We start from the raw sequence: 23,796 nt of genomic DNA, 5'->3' as shown, positions 1-23,796 counted from the left end.
GATGCGACAGGATGCCGGTGTGCCGACGATCACGTTGAGGTGAAGAGATGCCATTGACCCCCGAGGACGTTCGGAACAAGCAGTTCACGACCGTCCGCCTGCGCGAAGGCTATGACGAGGACGAGGTCGATGCCTTCCTCGACGAGGTCGAGGCGGAGCTGACCCGCCTTCTCCGCGAGAACGAGGACCTGCGTGCCAAGCTGGCCGCTGCGACCCGTGCCGCCGCGCAGAACCAGGCCAACATGCGCAAGGAGCCGCCGCAGGAGTCGCGGCCCGGCGCTCCCGTGCCGGCCGCCATATCCGGCCCGCCGGTCCCCGGCCAGCAGGGCGGCCCCGGTGGCCCGCAGCCGATGGGTGGCCCGGGTGGTCCGCAGCAGATGGGCGGCCCGCAGCAGCAGATGGGCAACCAGCCCCTCGGCCTGCCGTCCGGTGCCCCGCAGCTCCCGGCCGGTCCGGGTGGTCCGCAGCAGATGGGCGGCCCGCAGCAGCAGATGAACCAGACCATGGGCGGCCAGCAGCAGCTGGTCCAGCCGATGGGCGGTCAGATGCTCCAGCCGATGGGCGGCCCCGGCGGCCCGCAGGGCATGGGCAACCCGATGGGCCAGGGCATGGGCCAGCAGCAGATGCAGCAGATGGGCGGCCCCATGGGCGGCCCGCAGCAGATGGGCGGCCCGCTCGGCGGCGGCCCGATGCAGCAGCAGGGTCCCGGCGGCGACAGCGCGGCCCGCGTGCTCGCGCTCGCCCAGCAGACCGCCGACCAGGCGATCTCGGAGGCCCGTTCCGAGGCCAACAAGATCGTCGGCGAGGCCCGCAGCCGTGCCGAGGGCCTGGAGCGGGACGCCCGCGCCAAGGCCGACGCGCTGGAGCGGGACGCGCAGGAGAAGCACCGCGTCGCGATGGGCTCGCTGGAGTCCGCCCGGGCCACGCTGGAGCGCAAGGTCGAGGACCTGCGGGCGTTCGAGCGCGAGTACCGCACGCGTCTGAAGTCGTACCTGGAGACCCAGCTGCGCCAGCTGGAGTCGCAGGCCGACGACTCGCTCGCCCCGCCGCGCATCCCGGCCACCGCGTCGCTGCCGCCGGCCGCGTCGTCGATGGCTCCGGCCGGTGCGTCCGCGATGAGCGGCGGTGCCCCGAGCTTCGGCGGCAACCAGCCGTCCTTCGGCGGGAACCAGCCCTCGTTCGGCGGGCAGAGCTCGTTCGGCGGGAGCTCGGGTGCCCCGAGCTTCGGCGGGCAGACCTCCGGCGGCAACACCGGTGCCCCGCAGATGCAGCCGGCCGGGATGACGCAGCCGATGGCGGCCGTCCGGCCCCAGCCGCCGCAGCCGATGCAGCAGGCGCCGGCGCCGATGCGCGGGTTCCTGATCGACGAGGACGGCGACAACTAGTCGCGGTCGGCACTCAGGAAGCGCCCCCGCTCCGACCTTCGGGTCGGGGCGGGGGCGCTTCGCCGTTCCCGGACGCGCCGGCGGGCGGGCCGGGGCCGTCCGGGACCAGCCGTTCCGACCCGGGGTTCGAGCAGGAACGCCGGAGCGGCCGGCACCTCCCCGAGGTGCCGGCCGCTCCGGGCGGGGTCAGGCCTTGCGGAGCTGGAAGGCGAGGCCCAGGCCCTCGTCGGCGAAGGTCTCGGACTCCCAGTCGGCGGCGCCGGCCGCGAAGTCGGTGGCCAGCACCTCCTCGGCGACCAGCGGGCCGTGCTCGGCGACGGCCTCGGCGGTCTCCTCGTTCGTCGCCCGCCAGCGCAGGACGATCCGGTCGGCGACGTCCAGGCCGGAGTTCTTGCGGGCCTCCTGGATCTGGCGGATCGCGTCGCGGGCGATGCCGAGGCGCTTGAGCTCCGGGGTGATCGCCAGGTCCAGGGCGACGGTGGCGCCGGACTCGTTGGCGACGGCCCAGCCCTCGCGCGGCGTCTCGGTGATGACCACCTCGTCCGGGGCCAGCGTGACCGTCTCGCCGTTCAGCTCGACCGAGGTCCGGCCGTCGGCGCGCAGTTCGGCGGCCAGGCGGGCGGCGTCGGTGGCGGCGACCGCCTTGGCGACGTCCTGGACGCCCTTGCCGAAACGCTTGCCCAGCGCGCGGAAGTTGGCCTTGGCCGTGGTGTCGACCAGCGAACCGCCGACCTCCGCCAGCGACTCCAGGGTGGAGACGTTGAGCTCCTCGGCGATCTGCGCGCGCAGGTCGGCCGGCAGCTCCTCCCAGCCCTGGGCGGCGATCAGCGCCCGGGAGAGCGGCTGACGGGTCTTCACGCCGGACTCGGCGCGGGTGGCCCGGCCGAGCTCGACCAGGCGGCGCACCAGCGCCATGTGCCGGGAGAGGTCGGCGTCGACCAGCGACTCGTCCGCCTCCGGCCAGGTGGCCAAGTGGACCGAGGCCGGGGCGTCCGGGACGACCGGGACGACCAGGTCCTGCCAGACCCGCTCGGTGATGAACGGGGTGAGCGGGGCCATGAGCCGGGTGACCGTCTCCAGCGCCTCGTGCAGGGTGGCGAGCGCGGCGGCGTCGCCCTGCCAGAAGCGGCGCCGGCCGCGGCGGACGTACCAGTTGGAGAGGTCGTCGACGAAGCCGGAGAGCAGCTTGCCGGCGCGCTGGGTGTCGTACGCCTCGAACGCCGCGTCGACCTCGCGGACCAGGGTGTTCAGCTCGGAGAGCACCCAGCGGTCCAGCTGCGGGCGGTCGGCCGGGGCCGGGTCGGCGGCCGAGGGGGCCCAGCCGGTGGTGCGGGCGTACAGCGCCTGGAAGGCGACGGTGTTCCAGTACGTGAGGAGGGTCTTGCGGACCACCTCCTGGATCGTCCCGTGGCCGACCCGGCGGGCCGACCAGGGCGAGCCGCCGGCGGCCATGAACCAGCGGACGGCGTCGGCGCCGTGCTGGTCCATCAGCGGGATCGGCTGCAGGATGTTGCCCAGGTGCTTGGACATCTTCCGCCCGTCCTCGGCCAGGATGTGGCCCAGGCAGACGACGTTCTCGTAGCTGTTCCTGTCGAACACCAGGGTGCCGACGGCCATCAGCGTGTAGAACCAGCCGCGGGTCTGGTCGATCGCCTCGGAGATGAACTGCGCCGGGTAGCGCTTCTCGAACAGCTCCTTGTTCTGGTACGGGTAGCCGTACTGGGCGAACGGCATCGAGCCCGAGTCGTACCAGGCGTCGATGACCTCGGGCACCCGGGTCGAGGTGCCGCCGCACTCGCGGCAGGCGAAGGTGACGTCGTCGATGAACGGGCGGTGCGGGTCGAGGCCGCTCTGGTCGGTGCCGGTCAGCTCGGTGAGCTCGGCCAGCGAGCCGACGCAGGTGAGGTGGCCCTCCTCGCAGCGCCAGATCGGCAGTGGGGTGCCCCAGTACCGGTTCCGGCTGAGCGCCCAGTCGATGTTGTTGTTCAGCCAGTCGCCGAAGCGGCCGTGCTTGACCGTCTCCGGGAACCAGTTGGTGGCCTCGTTCTCGCGGATCAGCGCGTCCTTGACGGCGGTGGTCCGGATGTACCAGGACGGCTGCGCGTAGTAGAGCAGCGCGGTGTGGCAGCGCCAGCAGTGCGGGTAGCTGTGCTCGTACGGCAGGTGGCGGAAGAGCAGACCGCGCTCCTTGAGGTCCGCGACCAGCGCCTCGTCGGCCTTCTTGAAGAACTGGCCGCCGACCAGCGGGACCTCGGGGGCGAAGGTGCCGTCGGCGAGCACCGGGTTGACCACCGGCAGGCCGTACTTGCGGCAGGTCGCGAGGTCGTCCGCGCCGAAGGCGGGGGACTGGTGGACGATGCCGGTGCCGTCCTCGGTGGTGACGTAGTCGGCGTTGAGGACGTAGTGCGCGTCCTCGATCTCGACCAGGTCGAACGGGCGGCGGTAGGCCCAGCGCTCCATCTCGGCGCCGGTGAAGCGCTGGCCGGTGGCCTCCCAGCCCTCACCGAGGGCCTTGCCCAGCAGCGGCTCGGCGACGACCAGCTTCTCGTTGCCGTCGGTGGCCACCACGTAGACCACCTCGGGGTGGACGGCGGCGGCGGTGTTGGAGACCAGGGTCCAGGGGGTGGTCGTCCAGACCAGCAGGGCCGCCTCGCCGGCCAGCGGTCCGCCGGTGAGCGGGAAGCGGACGAACACCGAGGGGTCGACGACGGTCTCGTAGCCCTGCGCGAGCTCGTGGTCGGACAGGCCGGTGCCGCAGCGCGGGCACCAGGGGGCGACGCGGTGGTCCTGGACCAGCAGGCCCTTGTCGAAGATCTGCTTGAGCGACCACCAGACGGACTGGACGTAGGACGGGTCCATCGTCCGGTAGGCCTCGTCGAGGTCGACCCAGTACCCCATGCGGGTGGTCAGCTCGGCGAAGGCGTCGGTGTGCCGGGTCACCGAGTCGCGGCACTTGGCGTTGAACTCGGCGATGCCGTAGGCCTCGATGTCCTGCTTGCCGGAGAAGCCGAGCTCCTTCTCGACGGCCAGCTCCACCGGGAGGCCGTGGCAGTCCCAGCCGGCCTTGCGGGCGACGTGGTAGCCCTTCATCGTGCGGTAGCGGGGGAAGACGTCCTTGAAGACGCGGGCCTCGATGTGGTGGGCGCCGGGCATGCCGTTGGCGGTGGGCGGGCCCTCGTAGAAGACCCACTCAGGGCGGCCCTCGGACTGCTCCAGGCTGCGCCGGAACACCTTGTTGTCCTGCCAGAAGGAGAGGATCTGGTGTTCCAGGGCGGGCAGGTCGACCTGCGCGGGGACGGGATTGTAGGTGCTCATCGCGGGCGTCTACCTCCGGCGGATGTGGGCTGGATCCGACGGAGGGACGAGACGGCATGCCGCCCCGCGGTACCACCCTCCTTGGCCGCGGTGCTGCGTGCGGCCCTCTTGTTTGGGCTTGCTGCCGGGTCTAGTAGGCCGGTGGCCGTTCTTCCGGCGGCTCCGGGGTGATCTTCCCGCCGTGCACACCCCCGGGCTCGCACCGTCCCCGGGTCGCTGGTGGCTGCGTACGTCGGTACTCGTCCCATCTGCGCCTTGCAGGCCCAGTGTATCGGCCGCCGCAAGTCGGTTTGCCGGGTCGCCGCGGCGGCGCGCGGCCCCGTTTCCGGTGCGCTGTGCGGGGGTGGTTAGGAGGGGGTGATCTGGGCACAACTCTGGTCAGCGCGCAGGTGGGGCGGCTGTGGCGGCTGCCCGGGTGGGATCATGGTGAGGCGTCGGTATGTCATGTTGTGACCGGTTTTGATGGGGATTATCGTTCCGGCACTGGAAGCCGCCGGGAACCGGCGGCTCGATTCGTTCGTAGATGGGGTCGAAGCCATGGCTGATAAGGCAACCGGCGCGGGTACCGCCACCAAGCGGGCACGCAAGGCCGTGGCAGGAGAACCAGGGGAGGGGACCGTGACTACTACCGCACGGCACAAGACCAGCAACGACGCCACGCTCGTGGCCCCCGGCCGCGCCCGCACCGCGGCCGCCACGGCGGCCCGCGGCGCCGAGTCGGTGGACCCGGCCGAGCTCCCGGTCCGCCCGGGCGAGGACCCGTGGACCTCGGAGGAGGTGCACGAGCTGCACGCCGAGCTGATCAGCGAGCTCGACCGGCTGCGCGGGGAGATCGACGCCGCCGAGGCGGCCATCACGGGCCTGATGCGCGACTCCAACGACGGAGCCGGCGACGACCAGGTGGACGCCGGTACGAAGAACATCTCGCGGGAGAGCGAACTGGCCCTCGCCAACAACGCCCGGGACAGCCTCGCCCAGACCGAGCACGCGCTGGCCCGCCTGGAGGGCGTCGGGTTCGGCACCTGCGAGTCCTGCGGCCAGGCCATCGGCAAGGCCCGGATGCAGGCCTTCCCCCGGGCGACGCTCTGCGTCCAGTGCAAGGCCAAGCAGGAGCGCCGCTGACCGGGGCGACGCGGGGGGTCGGGCTTGCCGTACGCTCGACCCCGTAACGTCGCCCGATCGACTCGGGCGGGCGACCGGAGGCCCCCGCCCCCCGACGACGAGCGGGGGGACCCCCATCGGCAGCGGAGCGGATCATCAGTACGCAAGGTTCCCCCCAGACGCGGGACGAAGCCGTCCCCACCCCCGCCGAAGCCGTGGAGGAGGCCGTGGCCGAGCCCGGCGAGGTGACCGCCGCCCCGGCGGAGCAGGAGGCGCCGAAGGGCCGCCGACGGATCGGCGTCCTGCTCGTCGTCGCGCTGCTCGCCTTCCTGATCGACCTGGGCAGCAAGCTGCTCGTGGTGGCCAGGCTGGAGAACCACGCGGCCATCAAGGTGGTCGGCGACGTCGTCACCTTCCAGGTCATCCGCAACTCCGGCGCCGCCTTCGGCATGGGCCAGGCGCTGACCGTGGTCTTCACGATGATCGCCGCGGCCGTCATCGTGGTGATCTGGCGGATCGCCCGCAGGCTGTACAGCCTGCCGTGGGCGATCGCGCTCGGCCTGCTGCTCGGCGGCGCGCTGGGCAACCTCACCGACCGGCTGTTCCGCTCGCCGGGCGTCTTCCGCGGGCACGTGGTCGACTTCATCTCCGTCCAGCACTTCGCCGTCTTCAACCTCGCCGACTCGGCGATCGTCTGCGGCGGCATCCTGGTCGTCCTGCTCTCCTTCCGCGGCAGCAACCCGGACGGCACCGTCCACCAGCCGGCCGCGAAGGACGAGACCGGCCGGGGCGGCCCGGAGGCGAAGGGCGAGTAGCCGGGGACCGGGCGCGCAAGAGCGGGGCCGCGCGTCCGGCATACTCGTACGGGTGAGTACCGCAGCGCAGATCCGCAGCCTCCCCGTTCCCGACGGTCTGGAGGGCGAGCGTCTCGACGCCGCCCTCGCCCGGATGTTCGGCTTCTCCCGGACCAAGGCCGCCGAGCTGGCCGCCGACGGCAAGGTGACGCTCGACGGCGCCGTGGCCGGCAAGTCGGACCGGGTGACCGCCGGCTCCTGGCTCGAGGTCGAGATCCCCGCCCCCGCCGCGCCCGTGCGGATCGTCGCCGAGCACGTCGAGGGCATGCGCATCGTCCACGACGACGAGGACATCGTGCTCGTCGACAAGCCGATCGGGGTCGCCGCGCACCCGAGCCCGGGCTGGACCGGCCCGACCGTGATCGGCGGGCTCGCCGCGGCGGGCTACCGGATCTCCACCTCGGGCGCCGCCGAGCGCCAGGGCATCGTGCACCGGCTCGACGTCGGCACCTCGGGCCTGATGGTGGTCGCCAAGTCCGAGCGCGCCTACACCGACCTCAAGCGGCAGTTCCACGACCGAGTGACCGAGAAGAAGTACCACACGCTGGTCCAGGGCCACCCGGACCCGCTCAGCGGCACCGTGGACGCGCCCATCGGCCGCCACCCCAGCTCGGACTGGAAGTGGGCGGTCACCCGCGACGGCAAGCCGTCCGTCACCCACTATGACCTGATCGAGGCCTACCGGGCCGCCTCGCTGCTGGACGTCAAGCTGGAGACCGGCCGCACCCACCAGATCCGGGTGCACATGTCGGCGCTGCGCCACCCCTGCGTGGGCGACCTCACCTACGGCGCCGACCCGACGCTGGCCAAGCGGCTCGGGCTGACCCGGCAGTGGCTGCACGCGGTCTCGCTGGGCTTCGAGCACCCCGCCGACGGCGAGTGGGTGCAGTTCTCCAGCGAGTACCCGGCGGACCTGCGCAAGGCGCTGGACACCATCGCGTCGGAGAGCTGACCGCGGCCGCGGGCCGACGGATACCGGACACGGGGAGACTGGGATGAGCACGACCATCATCAGGGTGGCCGAGGGGGAGGCCGACCTCGCGCTGGTGCACGGGGTGCGGCGCGAGGTGTTCATCGTCGAGCAGGAGATCCCCGAGGACGAGGAGTGGGACGACCTCGACGGCACGTCGGAGCACCTGCTGGCGATCGGCGCGGACGGTGCGGCGCTGGGGACGGCCCGGCTGATCCACGGCGAGCCGGCGCTCAGGCTGACCGGTGGGACCGAGGGGCGGGTGCTCCTCGGCCGGCTGGCTGTGGTGCGGGCCGCGCGCGGCACCGGCCTCGGCGCCGAGCTGGTGCGGGCCGTCGAGGCGGCCGGGCTCCGGCGCGGGGCGCGTGAGGTCGAGCTGCACGCGCAGGTCCGGGCCCTGGGCTTCTACGAACGGCTCGGTTACACGGCCGAGGGCCCGGAGTACCTGGACGCCGGGATCCCGCACCGGACGATGACGCGGGTTCTCTGACCGGCGGATCCCCGGCTCGGACGGCCGGGGACGGAAGAGTGGAAGAGTGTTGACGGCGGCGCGCCTCGGTCGGAGGCGGGCCGCCGTTCGCGTGTCCGCAGGCCGGGGAGGTCCGGCCCTCCGCGCGGCGCCGCGTACCGGCCCCGGCGTCACCCGCGGCCGGCGGGCAGCCGGCCGGGCGTGATCCGCCCACGAACCGCTTATCGATCGGTTACGCGCATGGTGAATGGTCGGTCACGAGCGTCAGTGGTCCAGCCGAGATGGTGAGCGTGAGTCGGATGAGCAGCGGGTCGTTCCGGATCGACCTCGAGGAGGTCGAGGCGGCCGCCAGGAGGATCCAGTCCCTCGTCCGCGAGCTGGAACCGCTCGCCGCCGCGGTCGAGGCCGCCGTCCGGCAGGTCGCCCCCGTCTCGTACGGCACCGGTCCGGTGGGGGCGGCGCTCCTGGGCGCCGGGCCGGGGAGCGGGGGGCCGGGGACCGGCGGGCTGGTCGGACAGCAGGCGCGGGCGCTCCAGGGTGTGCACCGCTTCCTGGGGAACTCCGGCCGGATGGCCGAGAACCTGCTGCTGATGTGCCGGCAGTACCGCGAGGCCGACGGCGGGCACGTGGCCGCTCTGAAGGAACTGCTGGGGAGCTCCGGGGTGCCGGGCCTCCCCCCGGAGGCGGGCGCCGTGCCCGGCGGACGCGGTCCGTCCGCGCCGGCCCGGCCCGCCGCCGTCTGACCGTCCCCGGCTCCTTGCGCCGGTTCCTCCACCCGACCGCCCGGTTCGTCCGCCGGGTGTCCGCCGGGCGCGCGCCCGTGTCGGCCGGTCCGGCCGGTTCTCCCGGCCCGCCGGCCCGCCCGGTCCGCCCGAGAAAGCGACCAGTTTCATGATCGAGTTGCCCGCCGACCTGGCTGCGGTGCTCACGACCCTCAGGAGCCACGAGAACGGGGCGGGGATCGCCTTCCCCGACGCCGACGAGGACCGGCTCGCGGAGCTCGCCCGGGCGTGGGACACCTGGAACACCGCGGCCGAACCCCGGGTGCGCGCCATCGTGGCGAGCGCCCAGCAGGCCGCGGCGCACATGTCGGGGCCGGCCGCGGACGGCTTCCGGCAGTACCTGGAGAAGTTCGCCGGCCGCGACGACACCCATGCCGTCACCGTGCTGGAGAGCGGGCTCGCGATGGCGCGCTGCCTCCACGAGGCCTCCGGCACCGTGGGCCGCACCAAGACGGCCATGGTGCAGCAGCTCAGGTCGACCAAGGAGTACCTCGACGGCAGCATGCCCGGGGCCGCGCCCGCGGAGGCCGCGCGGTCGGAGGGCGTCGGACTGGCGGTGGACTCGTGCCGGCACTACGTCGGGCAGGCGAGCGCGGACGTCGACTCGATGCTCCGGCGGAACGCCGGCTCGGTCGACCGCATGGACAGCGCCGGGCAGGCCTGCGCGCTCGCGGGCGCAGGAGGTCCGGGCGCCGGCGCCGGGGGCACCGATGCCGGCGGTCCCGGGGCGGGGACCGGAGGAGGAACGGGTGGTGACGCGCGGCCGGTGCTCGCCGGTCTCGGTGCACCGGAGGTGCCGCGGACCGGATCCCTCCGGGCCGAGGTGCTCGACCGGGAGGGCGGAACGGCTTGCCGGCCGGGTGGTGCGGCCGTGCCGGGGCTGAACCTGGCCGGGTTCACCGGCGCCGGCACGGGCACCGGTGCGCAGGGCGGGTTGTCCGCCGGCGGTGCCGCCGATCCGGCGGGTGCCGGCGGCGCGTCCTCGAGCGTGCTCGGCCCGGGCGGTGCTGCGGGTGCCGGCGGTGCCGGCGGCCTCGGCGGCCCCGGTGGGCGCAGGGCCGGCGTCGGCGGCTCGGCGGGCCGGGCCCGGGCGGGTGCCGTGCCCTCCTTCGCGGGCGCGGGCCTCGGGCTGCCCTCCGGTACGGCGGCCGCCGCCGCTGCGGGGAGCCGGGCAGGAGCGGGCGGACACGGCCCGAGCGGTACGACGCGCCAGCCGTCGGGCGCGGGCGCGTCCGGGACCGGCGTGCGAGCGGGAGCGGGCGCCTCCGCCGTCGGCGCGGGTGTCGCCGGGCGTGGCCCCGTCCCGGGGGGCCTGCACGCTCCGGGCCGTGGCGGGGGCAAGAAGGGGATACGCGGCAGGCGCAGGCCCGACCTGGTCGTCGGACAGGCGCCGGAACAGGACGAGGCGGTGTCCGACGACGCCGTGCACGGCCCGGCCGCCGAGGCCCGGCCCGGCGACCGGCAGGAGCAGCGGGCGCACCGGCGGTGGCTGGACGACGCCCGTACCGAGGCCGGCGAACGGCGCCCGGCGGAGGCTCCGCAGGCCGCAGCTGCCGGAGCCGAGCCACCGCCGGACCCCGCAGCCGATCTCCTCACCCAGCTGACCAGCGTGGTGCTGGGACCGGACGCCGGGACCGGCGGCCGCCCGGGGGAGGGGACGACCGGTACGGCCGGCGGCGCTGTGGGCACGGGTGGTGCCGAGGCCGCCTCGGGGCGGACGGAGGGACGGTCGGCAGCCCCGGCCGCGCACCTGCGGGGCGTGGTCGGAGCGGCCCCGGCGGGCGCCGTGGGAGGGGCGCAGGCCGGGCCGGAGGCCGGCGGCAGGCCCGCACCGCTCCGGGAGGAGGGGGGCTATCAGGTGCCGAGCCCTCAGCTCCGGGCCGCCCTGGCGAAGCTGGCGGCCGCAGGGGAGTTCGACAGGCCCGCCCCCGGCGGGGCGGCACGGCAGCCGGCGGCCCGGGGGGACGGCCCCGTCGGTGGCCGGACCGGGAACGACGAGTAGTCACGCGTGCTGTCGGCCGTCGGCCGGCGCCCGCAGCAACACCGCTGACAGGTCGCCAGACCGCCGGCGGCACATCGGGGAGAGAGCGTCATGGAAGATCAGTTCGGTACGAAGGTGCACGGCCCCGGCGAGGCGGGGACGCCGGATCAGGCCCCCGTGATGGGGCTCGTGACGGCGACGAGGGCGGCCGACGCCACCGCCGCCGGTCCGGCGGCCGCAGCCGCCGCCGCACCGGCGGCGCCCGCGAAGAGCGCGGGGACGGGCTTCGAGGCCCACCCCGCGCAGTACCGGGCGGCGGTCTCGCCGATGCTCGTCGCCTCGGACCGGGTCTCCACCGCGTACCTCGCCCTGGACAGCTTCCTGACCAGCATGAACGCCACCCACCCGTGGGGCAACGACCACGCGGGGCACCAGTTCGCCGAGGGCGAGAAGGGCTATCTCGCGTACAGCGCCGGCACGCTCAAGGGCCTCAAGGGCCTCCCGGCCGCGCTGCGCCGGGTCGCGGAGGGCCTGCAGCGGATGGCGGACAACTACGAGAACACCGAGCGGAACCTCGTGAACGCCCTCAAGGGCCGTGCCGAGGGCCCGGGCACGGCCGCCCGCCCCGCGGACCCGCTCCCCGCGGCGGCCGCCCCGCCCCAGGCGCCGGGCCCCGTCGCACCGACCCTGCCCGCCCCCCACGTCGGCCCGATGGTGCACACCGGCGGGAGGCGCTGACCATGGCCACCGAGCTTCCCGAACCCCTCCAGTGGGTCCTGCTGCTGCTGTCCGGCACGCGTTGGCCCGAGGCCGACGAGGACAACCTGCGGAGCATGGCCGAGCACTGGCGCACCATGGCCGGGACCCTCAAGGACGTCGAGGAGTCCGCAGACGCCGCCGTCCGGCGTGCGCTGGTCGGTCAGGTCGGCGTGGCGGCCACCGGACTGTCCCAGTACTGGGACAAGTTCACCGTGGGGCAGGGCGAGAGCCAGCCCGGCGCCCTCCCCGGCCTGGCCAAGGCCTGCGAGGGCATGGCCGACATGCTGGAGTCGATGGCCAACTCCGCCGAGACGGCGAAGATCCAGATCATCGCCCAGCTGGGGATCCTCGCTGTGGAGATCGCCACGGCCGAGGTGGAGGCACCGTTCACGGCGGGTCTGTCGCTGGCCCAGATCCCCGTCATGGTCGGCATCAGCCGTACGGCCGTCCAGCAGATCCTGAAGAAGCTGGCCGTGGAGGCGATGAAGTTCGCCGCCAAGCAGGCCGTCCAGATGGCGGCCATCAACCTGCTCGCCCAGAGCATCCAGGTGCTGGAGGGGCACCGCAAGGGCCTCGACCTGAAGGAGCTGGGCGACAACGCGGTGGGCGGCGCGGTGGCGGGCGCCTCCGGCAACCTGCTGGGCAAGGGCATCGGCGCGGCCGGCTCGAAGCTGGGGCTCGGCAAGGTCATGGGGACGGTCCCCGGCAAGATGGTGACGGCGGGCGCGGCCGGCGTGGGCGCGGACGTCATCACCCAGGCCGCGACCACCGGGACGGTGGACAGCCACAGCCTGCTCGGCTCCGGCCTGAGCGGAGCGAGCGCCGCCGGTCTGCATGCGGCGGGCGCGGCGGTCAACGGACACTTCAGGACACCGGCGGAGGTGCCGCACGGCGCCGTCCCGGGCGGCGCAGGGGCGGAGGTCCCCGCCGGGGCGCACGTTCCGGAGCACGCGCCGGCGCCAGGCCCGGGCGAGTCGGCCGGGGCGGAGCGCCCGGCGGGCACCGACGGCAGCCGCAGCCTGCCGGCCGCGTCCCAGCACGTGGCCGGGGCGGACTCTCCTGCGGCGGGCGCCCACGGCGCACCCGCGGGCGCTCCGCACGAAGGCGTGCCCGCGGGCGGCCAGCACCCGGCGGCGGAGCCGGCCGGGGGCGGAGCCCATCCGACGCAGCACCCGGCCGCGGACGGTGCGGGTACCGCGCAGTCCCAGCCCCATCCGGCGGCTGCGCCGTCCGAGCACGGCGCCGCGGGCGGCGGTTCGCCGGTGCAGGGTGCGGGCCACGGCGGTGAGGGCGGCACGCCCGGGCCTGTGGGCCACGGCGGGCAGGGCGGCACGCCCGGGCACGCCGAGGCCTCACCCGCCCCTGGCGGTGGCCCGCACCCGCCGGTCACGGAGACGGCGGCGCCGACGGCTGCCGGCTCGCACGCGTCGGTGTCCGAGGGAACGCCGGCTCAGCACGTCGGCCCCGCCTCCACGCACGAGCCGGCGCACGGGGCGGCCACCCTTCCCCACGAGGGCGCGGCGACGCCCGCGGCGGGCCACGCCCCCTCCCTGCCGCCGCTGCACGAGGGGGGCGCGGCCGGCGTGCCGACCACGGCGGCGCACGAGACCCCCTTGCCGGCCGCCGGTGGCCACCACGGGGCGGACGTGCCGCAGCTGCACGTGGCGCCGGAGGTGGCGGCCGGTCCCGTGCATCCGGTGGGGGAGGGGCCTCTGACGATGCGGCATGTGCCGGAGGTGCCGCAGTTGCATGTGGCGCCGGAGGTGGCGGCCGGTCCCGTGCATCCGGTGGGGGAGGGGCCTCTGTCGATGCGGCATGTGCCGGAGGTGCCGGAGCTGCATCTGGCGTCTGGGGCGGCGGCCGGGCCGGTGCAGCCGGTGCATCCGGTGGGGGAGGGGTCTCTGTCGATGCGGCATGCGCCGGAGGTGCCCGAGCTGCACCTCTCGCACACCGACGCCGCGGCGGCCCACACCTCGCCGGAGGCGCTGGTCCGTCCGTTCGGGTCCGGGGCCGACGAGATCAGGCTCGCTGCGGGCCCGGCCGACGGGGTGTCCTCCGGTGCCGGCCGGCCGGTGAGCGGCCCGTCGGACGTTCACGGGACGCCGTTCCTGCACAGCAGCGCCACCGCGCCCGTCGCCGGTTCGCCGGCCCCGGCGGCGGTGCATCCCACCGCGCAGCCGGGCCGTCCGCCCGTTCCGGCGGAGTTCCGTACCGGTCCGGTCCGTCCGGAGGGGGCGCCGCACCTCCCGGGGGTCCGTACCGAGCCGGTGCCCGGTCGGGGCGAGGCGGCCCGGCCGGCCCGCTCACTGCACGAGCACCCGGCGGGGATGACTGCGCTGGCCTTCCCGCTCCAGTCGTCCGCGGGGCAGAAGGCGCTTTACAAGATGCACACGCTGCTGAGGCCGACAGCCGTGCCGGAGGGCATCCGGAACATGATGTACTCCCTGACGCACCCGAGCCCCGGGGGCACGTACCTGCACCCGGAGACCACCACTCGGGTACCTGTGGAGGCGATCCACTTCAACAAGCGGACGAACACGCTGAAGACCCGTCTCGACCCAACCACGCTCAACGACCTCGCCCCGCTGGCGTTCAATGGGATCAAGGACCTGGCCGCCGATCCCGTCGCACGCCGGGCCCCGGAGAAGATGCTGGCGAAGACCCAGGAGCGGGTCGAGGCGATGGCACGCATGGACTACCGGACCGCCGACTACTGGGAGGCCCAGGACGCCCGCCGTGACCGGCTCGACGACATGGTGGTGGCCAACACCCTCCGCAGGCCCCCGGGGTTGCCCGCGGAGGCCCTGGCCCGCGTGGACTCGGTGCTGCGGGAGGCTCCCGACGCCATCACCGCCGCCGGCCGGATCCTTCAGGACCACCCGGGGATCGTCCTGGGTGAGAAGCACGGGGAGCCACAGAGCTTCGACTTCCTGAAGAACAACATGGCCGCCCTTCGGGAGGCCGGGGTGCGGACCGTCTACCTGGAGGCGCTGCGCGGCGACTCGTTCCAGTCCCACCTGGACGCTCATCTGCGGGCTCCGGCGAACGCGGACATGCCGCCGCTGCTGGAGGCGATGGTCTCGCGCTACGAAAGAAGCCACGGCGAGGGCCTGCGGGCGACGATCGAGAGCGCCAAGGCCGAAGGAGTCGGAGTCCGGGCGGTCGACGGGCACCCCGCCCGTCGCGAGGGCGACGGCCCCTGGACGCTCTACGACCGTGCCGCGCGGTTCAACACCTACGTGGCCGACGCCGTCGGACTGGGCCAGGCCGGATCCGACGGGAAGTTCGTCCTGCTGGTCGGCAGGGCGCACGTCGGCCCGCACGACGCTCCGACCATGCCCGATCCGGACAACCCGGACGGGGTCGTTCCCCGGACCCCCGAGCACCGGATCCACCTCGACCTCCCGGCACCCGGTCTCTCCCAGCTGCTGGACGCTCCCGGGCTGGAGGTGAAGAACACGGACGAGGGCCGGCATTCTCTGCACCGGGTCTGAGGTCCTCTCGTTCGGATCCTGCCCGAGCGGCCGTCGGGGCCCTCCGGGTCCCGCCGGTGCGCGGGCACGCGGGAGGCCGCCGGAACGCCGTCGCGCGAGGCGGTGCCCTTATCAGGCCCCTACCCGAGGGACGGATACGATCACTCCCCATGAGGCTCGCAGGAGCAGGGCGCCGCTGGCGCGAGAGGCTGACGACCCGAAGACTGCCGGCGGCCGTCCTCGCACTGGCGGTGCTGGCCGGAGCCGGCACCTGGACGGTGGCCGCCGCAGGCGGCGAGCAGCCGGTCCGCGAGGAGAACCGTTTCCTCCCGATGCCCGAGACGCCCGGCAGCGAGCAGCGGATCGACCTCGACACCTCCTTCTTCACCACCGGGACGAGCCCGCGCCCGGCGGTCCTGCTCGCCCACGGCTTCGGCGGTTCCAAGGAGGGCGAGCGCGACCGCGCCCGGGAGCTGGCCCGGCAGGGCTACGCCGTGCTGACCTGGTCGGCCCGCGGCTTCGGGGAGTCCGGCGGGAAGATCGGCCTCAACGCGCCGGACCGCGAGGTCGAGGACGTCCGGCACCTGGTCGACTGGCTGGCGCAGCGGCCCGAGGTGCAGCTGGACGGGCCCGGTGACCCGCGGGTGGGCATCACCGGCGCCTCCTACGGCGGTGCGGTGGCGCTGCTCGGCTCCGCGTACGACCACAGGGTCGATGCGGTGGCGAGCCAGATCACCTGGTGGAACCTGGCCGACGCGCTGTTCCCGCAGGGCGTGCGCGGCTCGGGCGCGGTGGACGGCGTGTTCAAGAGGCTCTGGGCCGGGATCTTCTTCACCACAGGTTCGGCGGGCGACCTCGGCCCGTCCGGCGGCGCGCCGCCCGCAGGCAGCGGTTCGGCGCCGGGCACGGACGCCGGGGCGGGCAAGGGCACCCGGGGTCCCAGGGGAGCTCAGGGTGCCAAGGACGCCGAGGTCGGCTGCGGGCGCTTCCTGGACGAGCTCTGCCGGATGTACGACCGGGTGGCCGCGGGCGGGCACGCCGATCCGGAGGCCGTCGCGCTGCTGGAACGCTCCAGCCCGTCCTCGGTCGCCGACCGGCTCAAGGCGCCCACCCTGGTCGTCCAGGGCCAGCAGGACTCGCTGTTCCCGCTCGACCAGGGCGACGCGATCGCCCGGGCGGTCGCGGCCAACGGCGCGCCGGTGGCGGTGGACTGGTTCGCGGGCGGGCACGACGGCGGCACCGACACCAGCGCGCGGGTGGACGCCCGGGTGAGCGGCTGGTTCGACCACTTCCTGAAGCATCCCGACGCGAAGGACGCCGGCGGCGACACCGGCCCGGCGTTCCGGGTCACCCGCACCGGCGGCGTCGACTCCACCGGATTCCAGGCCGTGCTGCGCGGCGCCACCGCCGACGCCTACCCGGGCCTCGGCGGCACCGGCTCGCGGCAGCTGGAGCTGACCGGTGCCGAGCAGGCCTTCGCCAACCCGCCCGGCGGCGCGCCGCCCAACATCTCCGCGCTGCCCGGGGTCGGCGCGCTCAGCCAGGCGGCCTCACTGGGCGCCGGGCTCTCCCTGGACTTCCCCGGCCAGTCGGCCCGCTTCGACACCGCGCCGCTGGACGTGCCGCTGCACCTGACCGGGCAGCCGACCGTCGCGCTGCGGGTCCGGGCCGACCGGCCGGACGCGGTGCTCTTCGCCAAGCTCTACGACGTCGGGCCGGACGGCAGGCAGGCCCTGCCGCAGCAACTGTCCGCGCCGCTCCGGGTCACCGGCGCGGACGCGGCCGACGGCCGGACCGTCACCGTGGCGCTGCCCACCGTGGACCACACCTTCGCCGCCGGGCACCGGCTGCGGCTGGTGCTGGCCGCCACCGACCTGGCGTACGCCTCGCCGGTCGAGCCGGCCACCTACCGGGTGGCCGCGGCCGGGCCGCTCACCCTGCCGACCGTCGACGCCCTGGTGACCGAGGCCGCGCCGTTGCCCGCGCGGACCTGGCTGCTGCCGGTGGCCGCCGTCGCCGTGGCGGCCGTCCTGCTGCTGGTGCCCCGGCTGCGCCGGCGGCGGGGTGCCCGCGGCCCGGCGTTCGACCCGGCCTTGGCCGGCGTGCCGCTGCAGATCACCGGTCTGAGCAAGCGTTACAAGGGCTCGGCGGACCGGTACGCGGTGCGGGACCTGGGCTTCCGGGTGGAACAGGGCCAGGTGCTCGGACTGCTCGGCCCCAACGGGGCGGGCAAGACCACCACGCTGCGGATGCTGATGGGCCTGATCCGGCCCGACGTGGGCGAGATCCGGATCTTCGGGCACCTGGTGCGCCCGGGCGCACCGGTGCTCTCCCGGGTCGGCGCCTTCGTCGAGGGCGCCGGCTTCCTGCCGCACCTCAGCGGGCGGGCCAACCTGCGGCTCTACTGGGAGGCCACCGGGCGCCCCGAGGCCGACGCGCACCTGGAGGAGGCGCTGGCCATCGCGGGGCTCGGCGAGGCGCTGGACCGCGCGGTGCGCACCTACTCCCAGGGCATGCGCCAGCGCCTGGCCATCGCCCAGGCCATGCTGGGCCTGCCGGACCTGCTGATCCTGGACGAGCCGACCAACGGGCTGGACCCGCCGCAGATCCGCGAGATGCGCGAGGTGATGATCCGGTACGCGGCCGCCGGCCGGACGGTGATCGTCTCCAGCCACCTGCTCTCCGAGGTCGAGCAGTCCTGCACCGCCCTGGTGGTGATGGACCGCGGCCGGCTGGTGACCACCGGCGACGTGGCCGAGATCGTCGGCGCGGGCGAGCTGCTGCTGGTCGGCACGCCCGTCTCGTTCGGTCCGGAGGAGCTGGCGGCGGCCGCCGACAAGACGGCTGCGCTGGCCGGGGTCGGCTCGGCGGAGGCGGTCGAGGGCGGACTGCTGGTCCGGCTGGACGGCATGGCGGCCAGCCAGCTGGTGGCCGAGCTGGTCCGGTCGGGGGTGCCGGTGGAGCGGGCCGGACCGCACCGCCGGCTGGAGGACGCGTTCCTGTCGTTGATCGGAGGTGCCGCATGACGGCCGTTGTTCCGCCGGAGGCCGTCTCGCCGGACCACGCCGCCGGCTACCGGGCGGGCCGGACGCTGCCGCTGCGGGTCGAGGCGGTACGCCAGCTGCGGCGCCGGCGCACCCTGGTGATCGGCGGGGTGCTGGCGGCGATGCCGTTCGTCATCCTGGCCGCGTTCCAGATCGGCGGCACGCCGGGCCGGGCCGACCGGACCACCTTCATCGAGCTGGCCACCGCCTCCGGGCTCAACTTCGCGACCACGATGCTCTTCATGGGCACCGGCTTCCTGCTGGTGATCCCGGTCGCGCTGTTCTGCGGGGACACCGTGGCCTCCGAGGCGAGCTGGTCCTCGCTGCGCTACCTGCTGGCCGCGCCGGTGCCCCGGGCCCGGTTGCTGGCCCGCAAGCTGGTGGTGGGGCTGGCGTTCTCGGCGGCGGCCGTGGTGCTGCTGCCGGTGATCGGCCTGGCGGTCGGTACGGCCGCGTACGGCTGGGGGGACCTGCGGCTGCCGGCCGGGGTGAGCCTGCCGGCGGGCGAGGCCCTGCCGCTGCTGGCGATCGCGGTGGCGTTCGTCTTCCTGAGCGAGGTGGTCATCGCGGCCCTGGCGTTCTGGCTCTCCACCGCCACCGACGCGCCGCTGGGCGCGGTGGGCGGGGCGGTCTTCGCCTCGATCGTCACCGGGGTGCTGGACGCCGTCACCGCCCTCGGCGACCTGCGCGAGTGGCTGCCGGCGCACTGGCAGTACGCCTGGGCGGACGCCCTGCAGCCGCAGCCGGAGTGGGGCGGCATGCTGCAGGGCGTCTCGCTGTCGCTCTCCTACGCGGTGGTGCTGCTCGCGCTGGCCTTCCGCGGCTTCGGCCGCAAGGACGTGGTGTCCTGAGGGGTGCCGGTCGGCCGACCGGCACCCCTCGGGGCCGGGTCACCTGATCGGCGAGTAGACCCGCTCGACCTGCTGGGTGCCGGAGAGGGTGCGGTAGGAGCGCGTCCACTTGGTGGTGGCGTCCTTGCGGGTGCGGTCGGAGAGGATGTAGTAGTCCATCTGCGTCTGCTCCGGCGTGACCTCCAGGACGCCGTAGCCGTGCGAGTCCAGGTCCACCCACTTGATGTGGCGGTTGGCGGCCTTGATCGCGGCGACGGCGGCCAGGGAGACGGTCTGCGGCAGGACCTTGAGGGCGTCGTCGATGTTGTCCGAGGTCACCGAGGTGACCACGAACTCGGTCGCGGCGCTGCCGGAGAGCGGGTAGGTGGCGGCCTCGTAGGGGACGTCCGACGCCCAGGCGGAGTGGATGTCGCCGGTGAGGAAGACGGTGTTGGCGATGCCGTTCGACTTGAGGTGGTCGAGCAGCTCGCGGCGGTCGTGGGTGTAGCCGTCCCACTGGTCGGTGTTGACCGCCAGGCCCTCGCCGGGCAGGCCGAGCAGCTTGGCCAGCGGGCGCAGGATGTAGTCGGGCAGCGAGAAGAAGGCGACCGGGGAGATCATCACCTCGTTGCCGATCAGGCGCCAGGTGGTGTCGGAGGCGCTGAGGCCGGACTTCAGCCAGTCCATCTGGGCGCGGCCGGTGATGGTGCGGTCGGGCGAGTCGATCTCGCCGTTGCCGACCTTGACCTGCTGGGAGCGGAACGACCGCTGGTCCATCAGGTGCAGGTCGGCGAGCTTGCCGTAGCGCAGGCGGCGGTAGGTGGTGCCGGCGACGGACGGGCGGACCGGCATCCACTCGAAGTAGGCCTGCTTGGCGGCGGCGACCCGGTCCGCCCAGTCGCCCTCGGCGCCGGGGGTGTGGTTCTCGGCGCCGCCGGACCAGGCGTCGTTCGCGAACTCGTGGTCGTCCCAGATCGCGATGGTCGGGACCTGCGCGTGCAGCGCCTGGAGGTCCTCGTCGGTCTTGTAACGGCCGTGCCGGGTGCGGTAGTCGGCGAGGCTGAGGATCTCGTGGGTCGGCGCGTGCGGGCGGACCACGGTGCCGCGGGCGCAGAACTCGCCGGTCTTGTACTCGTAGATGTAGTCGCCGAGGAAGAGGAAGGCGTCGATGTCGCCGCGGGCCGCGAGGTGGCGGTAGGCGGAGAAGTAGCCGGCCTCCCAGTTGGCGCAGGACGCGACGCCGAAGCGCAGGCGGTCGAGCGCGGCGTCGGCGGCCGGGGTGGTGTGGGTGCGGCCGACGGGGGAGACGCTGCCACCGGCGGTGAAGCGGTACCAGTAGGCGGTTCCCGGGGTCAGACCGCGGACGTCGACCTTGACGGTGTGGTCGGCGGCGGAGGTGGCGGTCACCGTGCCGCTCGCGGCGATCCGGGTGAAGGCCTTGTCGGTGGCGAGCTCCCAGCGGACCTCGGTGTCGGGGCCGACGGCGGAGCCGGGGACGGCCTCGGGGGTCGGGGTCACCCGGGTCCAGAGCAGGATGCCGTCGGGCAGCGGGTCGCCGGAGGCGACGCCGTGCAGGAACTGCGGGGCGGTCACGGCGTGGGCCGCGGTGCCGAGGGTGAGCGGCAGGGCGGCGGCGCCGGCCGCGATGGCGGTGGCCTTCAGCACCTGGCGGCGGTGCGGGCGGGCGGCAGTCATGTCATCGACAAGGTCAGTCACGGCGCACAGGCTACCCGGCGGTAACGATGCCTTCCATACGTTGAACTGACTGTTTGTCGTCGATTCACCGCCGCGTGACGTCCGGCCACCGGTGGTCGGGTGCGCCGCCACCCGGCGGCCATGAGCGATGATGGGGCGGTTCGTCCCCTGCCCGCCCCCCGCTGCACCGAGGAAGTCCCGCCCGTGGCCCAGATCCTGCTCCTGCACTCCGTGTACGGCCTGCGCCCCGCCGTCCACGCCGCCGCCGACCGGCTGCGCGCCGCCGGGCACACCGTCCACACCCCCGACCTCTTCGAGGGGCGGACCTTCGAGGACATCGAGGAGGCCATGGCGCACAAGGAGGAGATCGGCAACGACGAGCTGCTGCGCCGGGCGGTGGGCGCCGCCGCCCCGCTGCTGGGCGCGGACACCGCGCTGGTCTACGCCGGCTTCTCGCTCGGCGGCTCGCTCGCCCAGAACCTCGCGCTCGCCGACGAGAACGCCCGCGGGCTGCTGCTCCTGCACGGGACCTCGGACATCCGCGAGGACGCGGCGACGTCCGTCCCCGTCCAGCTGCACGTGGCCGAGCCGGACCCGTTCGAGTCGGAGGACTGGCTCAACGCCTGGTACCTGAACATGCGCAAGGCCGGCGCCGACGTCGAGGTGCACCGCTACCGCGGCGCCGGGCACGTCTTCACCGATCCCGACCTGCCGGACTACGACGCCGAGGCGGCCGAGCAGACCTGGGCGGTGGCACTGGACTTCCTGGCGGAGCTGGACGAGCAGGCCGGCTGACGGGTCGACGGCTGACGGGTCGACGGCTGACGGCTCGACGGGCCGTCCGCGCGGCCGGGACAGGACGAGGACATGAGGATGGGCGACGGCCGGTACGCCCCCGCGGGGACGCTGATCGGGCTGGTGCAGCGCGGGCGGGGGCTGGGCGCGCGGATGGCCGCCGAGGATCCGGCGGCCGCCGCCGAGCTGGTGTACGGATGCATCCGCCGGGACTGGCGGTGGGGGGAGGCCGACCAGCGCGCGGTGTACCTGGCGCGGCTGGTGCGGGACCTGCGACTGCCGCTGGAGCCGGTGGTGGACGGCCTGGGCCGGGGGACGGAGACGCGCGAACAGGCGGCCCGGGTGCTGGGTCTGCTCGCGGCGAGCGGGTCGGCGCAGGCACGGCAGGCGTTGGGGGGCCGGAGGCCGGAGGGCGCGGACGGCGCCGCGCACCGGGCGCCGGTCGAGTGCGGACCGGCGCGGGACGTGCCGGCGCAGGACGTCCCGGCGCTGGTCGCCGAGCTGGAGCGGGCCTGGGTGGAGCGGGAGTGGTGCGGTGCGGACGGCGTGGCCCGGGAGCTGGCGGGGTTCGGGGCCGGGGCCCGCGGTGCGGTGTCGCTGCTGCGGCGGTTCTGGCTCTGGACGCCGCACTCCTGCGAGCGCGCGAGCTACCTGGAGGCGCTCGCGGCGATCGACCCGGCCGGGCTGGCGGAGATCCATGTCGAGTGCCTGTGGGGCTGCGAGGAGGACGAGAGGTCGCTGGCCGTGGCGCAGGCGCCGGACCGGCCGGAGGTGCGGGAGCGGCTGGCGTACCTGCGGGACGATCCGATGGAGGCGCCCGCGGTCAGGGCCGCCGCCGGGGAGCGGCTGGCGGCCCTGGAGCGGCCCTGAGCGGGCCTACAGGCCGGGGATCCGGCCGTTGCGGTAGAGGTCCACGAACAGCTGGTGGTCGGCGCGGGCCCGGGCCCCGTAGGCGTGCGCGAAGTCGACCAGCATCCGGGTGAAGCCGGCCTCGTCACGGGCGATCGCCGCGTCGATCGCGTGCTCGGTGGAGAACGGCACCAGGCTGTGCCCGCTGGAGGACTCGTCGGCCGCGGCGTGCATGGTGGCGGTCGCGTGGCCCAGGTACTCCGTCACGGCGAGCAGGTCGGGCAGCTCGTTGAGGTCGGTCCAGTCGAGGTCCGTGGCGTACGGCGACACCTCGGCGACCAGCTGGCCGCGCCCGTGCAGGGTGGTGTGGCCGAGCCACGGGTCGCTGTGGGCCTGCAGGGCGCGCTGCGAGATGACCGTGCGGTGGCCCTCGTGCTCGAAGTACCCGGCGATCGCCGGGTCGGTGACGTGCCGCGACACGGCCGGGGTCTGCCCCTGCTTCATGTAGATGATCACGTCGTTCTCCAGGGCGTCGGTGTGCCCCTCCAGCAGCAGGTTGTAGGACGGCAGGCCGGCCGAGCCGATGCCGATGCCGCGGCGGCCGACGACGTCCTTGACCCGCAGCGACTCCGGCCGGGTCCGCGAGGCCGGCGGCAGGGTGGCCAGGTACGCCTCGAAGGCTGCCAGCACCTCGGCCTTGGTGGGCTCGTCCAGCTCGATCGCGCCGCCGCCGAGGCGGAAGCGGCGGTCGTAGCCCTCGACGACGGTCTCGGCGTCGAGCAGTGCGACCCGGGTCTGCAGGCGGGCTTCGCGCAGCGTCTCCAGGACCGGGCCGGTGGCGGTGTCCAGGGTGAACGGCTCCGCGTCGCCGGCGGAGACGTGGGCGGCGATCCGCTCCCGGTAGGACGTGGCGAAGGCGGTGACCAGCTCGGTGATCGTCTCGTCGGAGAGCGCCTTGGCGTAGCCGATCAGCGCCAGCGAGGCGGCCAGCCGCTGGACGTCCCAGGTGAAGGCGCCGACGTAGGCCTCGTCGAAGTCGTTGACGTTGAAGACCAGCCGGCCCTCGGCGTTCAGGTAGGTGCCGAAGTTCTCCGCGTGCAGGTCGCCGTGGATCCAGACCCGGCTGGTCCGCTCGTCCAGGAAGGCGGCGCCGTGGGCCCGGAAGGGACCGGAGGCGAGATCGGCGTAGTAGAGCGCCGCGGTGCCCCGGTAGAAGGCGAAGGCGGAGGCGGCCATCTTCCGGAACTTCACGCGGAAGGCCGCAGGGTCCTTGGCGAGCAGTTCTCCGAAGGCCGAGTCGAAGACGCCGAGTATCGCCTCGGCGCGGTCGGTGTCGGCGGGCAGCGGGTGAGACATGGGCCATCCTTCGAGGCGCGGCGCGTGGCCGGAGACGGGTGCGTCCGGGAGCTAGAGTAGGGGCGTGAACGTGTGAGTGCTGGTCCGGGCCCCGGGAGTGGCTCGGGCCGTATCTGTTTCCAGGCACCCTCTGTGACC

At 74.5% G+C, this 23,796-nt stretch carries 16 protein-coding genes; 13 read left to right on the top strand and 3 right to left on the bottom strand.

The features are described from left to right. The first annotated feature begins 47 nt into the window (after positions 1-47). Positions 48-1,385: a DivIVA domain-containing protein gene (locus MCM47_RS02050; RefSeq protein WP_238740328.1), complete on the top strand. Its 1,338-nt coding sequence runs from the start codon at positions 48-50 to the stop codon at positions 1,383-1,385. A 186-nt stretch (positions 1,386-1,571) separates the two neighbouring features. Here MCM47_RS02050 and ileS read toward each other — a convergent pair whose 3' ends face one another. Continuing rightward, the gene (gene ileS / locus MCM47_RS02045; RefSeq protein WP_238740326.1) at positions 1,572-4,700 is read right to left on the bottom strand and encodes an isoleucine--tRNA ligase; all 3,129 of its coding nucleotides are present in this window, start codon (positions 4,698-4,700) and stop codon (positions 1,572-1,574) included. Between the two features lie 618 nt (positions 4,701-5,318). On the opposite strand from ileS, the gene MCM47_RS02040 reads away from it, so the two are divergent. The 10 genes from MCM47_RS02040 to MCM47_RS01995 all read left to right on the top strand — a co-directional run bounded on the left by MCM47_RS02040 (position 5,319) and on the right by MCM47_RS01995 (position 18,984). Then, on the top strand, positions 5,319-5,822 hold the full coding sequence (locus MCM47_RS02040) for a TraR/DksA family transcriptional regulator (RefSeq protein ID WP_308222271.1): 504 nt from the start codon (positions 5,319-5,321) through the stop codon (positions 5,820-5,822). Between the two features lie 194 nt (positions 5,823-6,016). Then, entirely contained in the window at positions 6,017-6,616 is a 600-nt protein-coding gene (lspA, locus tag MCM47_RS02035) for a signal peptidase II (protein ID WP_238740324.1), read from the top strand. Between the two features lie 52 nt (positions 6,617-6,668). Beyond that, complete coding sequence (locus tag MCM47_RS02030; RefSeq protein WP_238740322.1) at positions 6,669-7,607, top strand: RluA family pseudouridine synthase; 939 nt, start codon at positions 6,669-6,671, stop codon at positions 7,605-7,607. Between the two features lie 43 nt (positions 7,608-7,650). Continuing rightward, positions 7,651-8,115, top strand: coding sequence for a GNAT family N-acetyltransferase (locus tag MCM47_RS02025; protein WP_238740320.1), 465 nt, complete (start codon positions 7,651-7,653; stop codon positions 8,113-8,115). Positions 8,116-8,393: 278 nt separating this feature from the next. Then, positions 8,394-8,837, top strand: a complete 444-nt coding sequence (locus MCM47_RS02020) for a hypothetical protein (protein WP_238740318.1) — start codon at positions 8,394-8,396, stop codon at positions 8,835-8,837. Between the two features lie 148 nt (positions 8,838-8,985). Continuing rightward, positions 8,986-10,878, top strand: coding sequence for a hypothetical protein (locus MCM47_RS02015; protein ID WP_238740317.1), 1,893 nt, complete (start codon positions 8,986-8,988; stop codon positions 10,876-10,878). A gap of 90 nt (positions 10,879-10,968) precedes the next feature. Further along, complete coding sequence (locus MCM47_RS02010) at positions 10,969-11,595, top strand: hypothetical protein (RefSeq protein ID WP_238740315.1); 627 nt, start codon at positions 10,969-10,971, stop codon at positions 11,593-11,595. Positions 11,596-11,597: 2 nt separating this feature from the next. Continuing rightward, positions 11,598-15,110 carry a hypothetical protein gene (locus tag MCM47_RS02005; protein ID WP_238740313.1) on the top strand — a complete coding sequence of 1,171 codons (3,513 nt, stop codon included), beginning with the start codon at positions 11,598-11,600 and terminating at the stop codon, positions 15,108-15,110. A gap of 149 nt (positions 15,111-15,259) precedes the next feature. Then, positions 15,260-18,115 (top strand): alpha/beta fold hydrolase, encoded by a 2,856-nt coding sequence (locus tag MCM47_RS02000; protein ID WP_238740311.1) that lies wholly within the window; start codon positions 15,260-15,262, stop codon positions 18,113-18,115. Further along, entirely contained in the window at positions 18,112-18,984 is an 873-nt protein-coding gene (locus MCM47_RS01995; protein WP_238740309.1) for an ABC transporter permease, read from the top strand. The genes MCM47_RS02000 and MCM47_RS01995 overlap by 4 nt, the downstream gene beginning before the upstream one ends. Positions 18,985-19,023: 39 nt before the next feature. Here the strand turns inward: MCM47_RS01995 and MCM47_RS01990 are convergent, their stop codons facing one another. Beyond that, positions 19,024-20,658: an alkaline phosphatase gene (locus tag MCM47_RS01990; RefSeq protein WP_238741467.1), complete on the bottom strand. Its 1,635-nt coding sequence runs from the start codon at positions 20,656-20,658 to the stop codon at positions 19,024-19,026. A 204-nt stretch (positions 20,659-20,862) separates the two neighbouring features. Between MCM47_RS01990 and MCM47_RS01985 the strand changes: the two genes are divergently transcribed. Then, the gene (locus tag MCM47_RS01985; protein WP_238740307.1) at positions 20,863-21,453 is read left to right on the top strand and encodes a dienelactone hydrolase family protein; all 591 of its coding nucleotides are present in this window, start codon (positions 20,863-20,865) and stop codon (positions 21,451-21,453) included. 72 nt (positions 21,454-21,525) lie between these two features. Further along, positions 21,526-22,323 carry a hypothetical protein gene (locus MCM47_RS01980; protein ID WP_238740305.1) on the top strand — a complete coding sequence of 266 codons (798 nt, stop codon included), beginning with the start codon at positions 21,526-21,528 and terminating at the stop codon, positions 22,321-22,323. A gap of 6 nt (positions 22,324-22,329) precedes the next feature. Here the strand turns inward: MCM47_RS01980 and MCM47_RS01975 are convergent, their stop codons facing one another. Then, positions 22,330-23,658, bottom strand: a complete 1,329-nt coding sequence (locus MCM47_RS01975) for a DUF2252 domain-containing protein (protein ID WP_238740303.1) — start codon at positions 23,656-23,658, stop codon at positions 22,330-22,332. Positions 23,659-23,796 lie beyond the last annotated feature (138 nt).

Origin of the sequence: Kitasatospora sp. A2-31 (assembly GCF_022288725.1) — a bacterium.
Lineage (GTDB): Bacteria > Actinomycetota > Actinomycetes > Streptomycetales > Streptomycetaceae > Kitasatospora.
This window is presented reverse-complemented; position numbering and strand designations above follow the sequence as displayed.

Bases quoted from the DNA above. Each gene is read 5' to 3' on its own strand.
- MCM47_RS01995 (WP_238740309.1), top strand. From the start codon at position 18,112: ATGACGGCCGTTGTTCCGCCGGAGGCCGTCTCGCCGGACCACGCCGCC.
- MCM47_RS02000 (WP_238740311.1), top strand. From the start codon at position 15,260: ATGAGGCTCGCAGGAGCAGGGCGCCGCTGGCGCGAGAGGCTGACGACC.
- MCM47_RS01980 (WP_238740305.1), top strand. From the start codon at position 21,526: ATGAGGATGGGCGACGGCCGGTACGCCCCCGCGGGGACGCTGATCGGG.
- MCM47_RS02020 (WP_238740318.1), top strand. From the start codon at position 8,394: ATGAGCAGCGGGTCGTTCCGGATCGACCTCGAGGAGGTCGAGGCGGCC.
- MCM47_RS02010 (WP_238740315.1), top strand. From the start codon at position 10,969: ATGGAAGATCAGTTCGGTACGAAGGTGCACGGCCCCGGCGAGGCGGGG.
- ileS (WP_238740326.1), bottom strand. From the start codon at position 4,700: ATGAGCACCTACAATCCCGTCCCCGCGCAGGTCGACCTGCCCGCCCTG.
- MCM47_RS01975 (WP_238740303.1), bottom strand. From the start codon at position 23,658: ATGTCTCACCCGCTGCCCGCCGACACCGACCGCGCCGAGGCGATACTC.
- MCM47_RS01990 (WP_238741467.1), bottom strand. From the start codon at position 20,658: ATGACTGCCGCCCGCCCGCACCGCCGCCAGGTGCTGAAGGCCACCGCC.
- MCM47_RS02015 (WP_238740317.1), top strand. From the start codon at position 8,986: ATGATCGAGTTGCCCGCCGACCTGGCTGCGGTGCTCACGACCCTCAGG.
- MCM47_RS02050 (WP_238740328.1), top strand. From the start codon at position 48: ATGCCATTGACCCCCGAGGACGTTCGGAACAAGCAGTTCACGACCGTC.
- MCM47_RS02005 (WP_238740313.1), top strand. From the start codon at position 11,598: ATGGCCACCGAGCTTCCCGAACCCCTCCAGTGGGTCCTGCTGCTGCTG.
- MCM47_RS02025 (WP_238740320.1), top strand. From the start codon at position 7,651: ATGAGCACGACCATCATCAGGGTGGCCGAGGGGGAGGCCGACCTCGCG.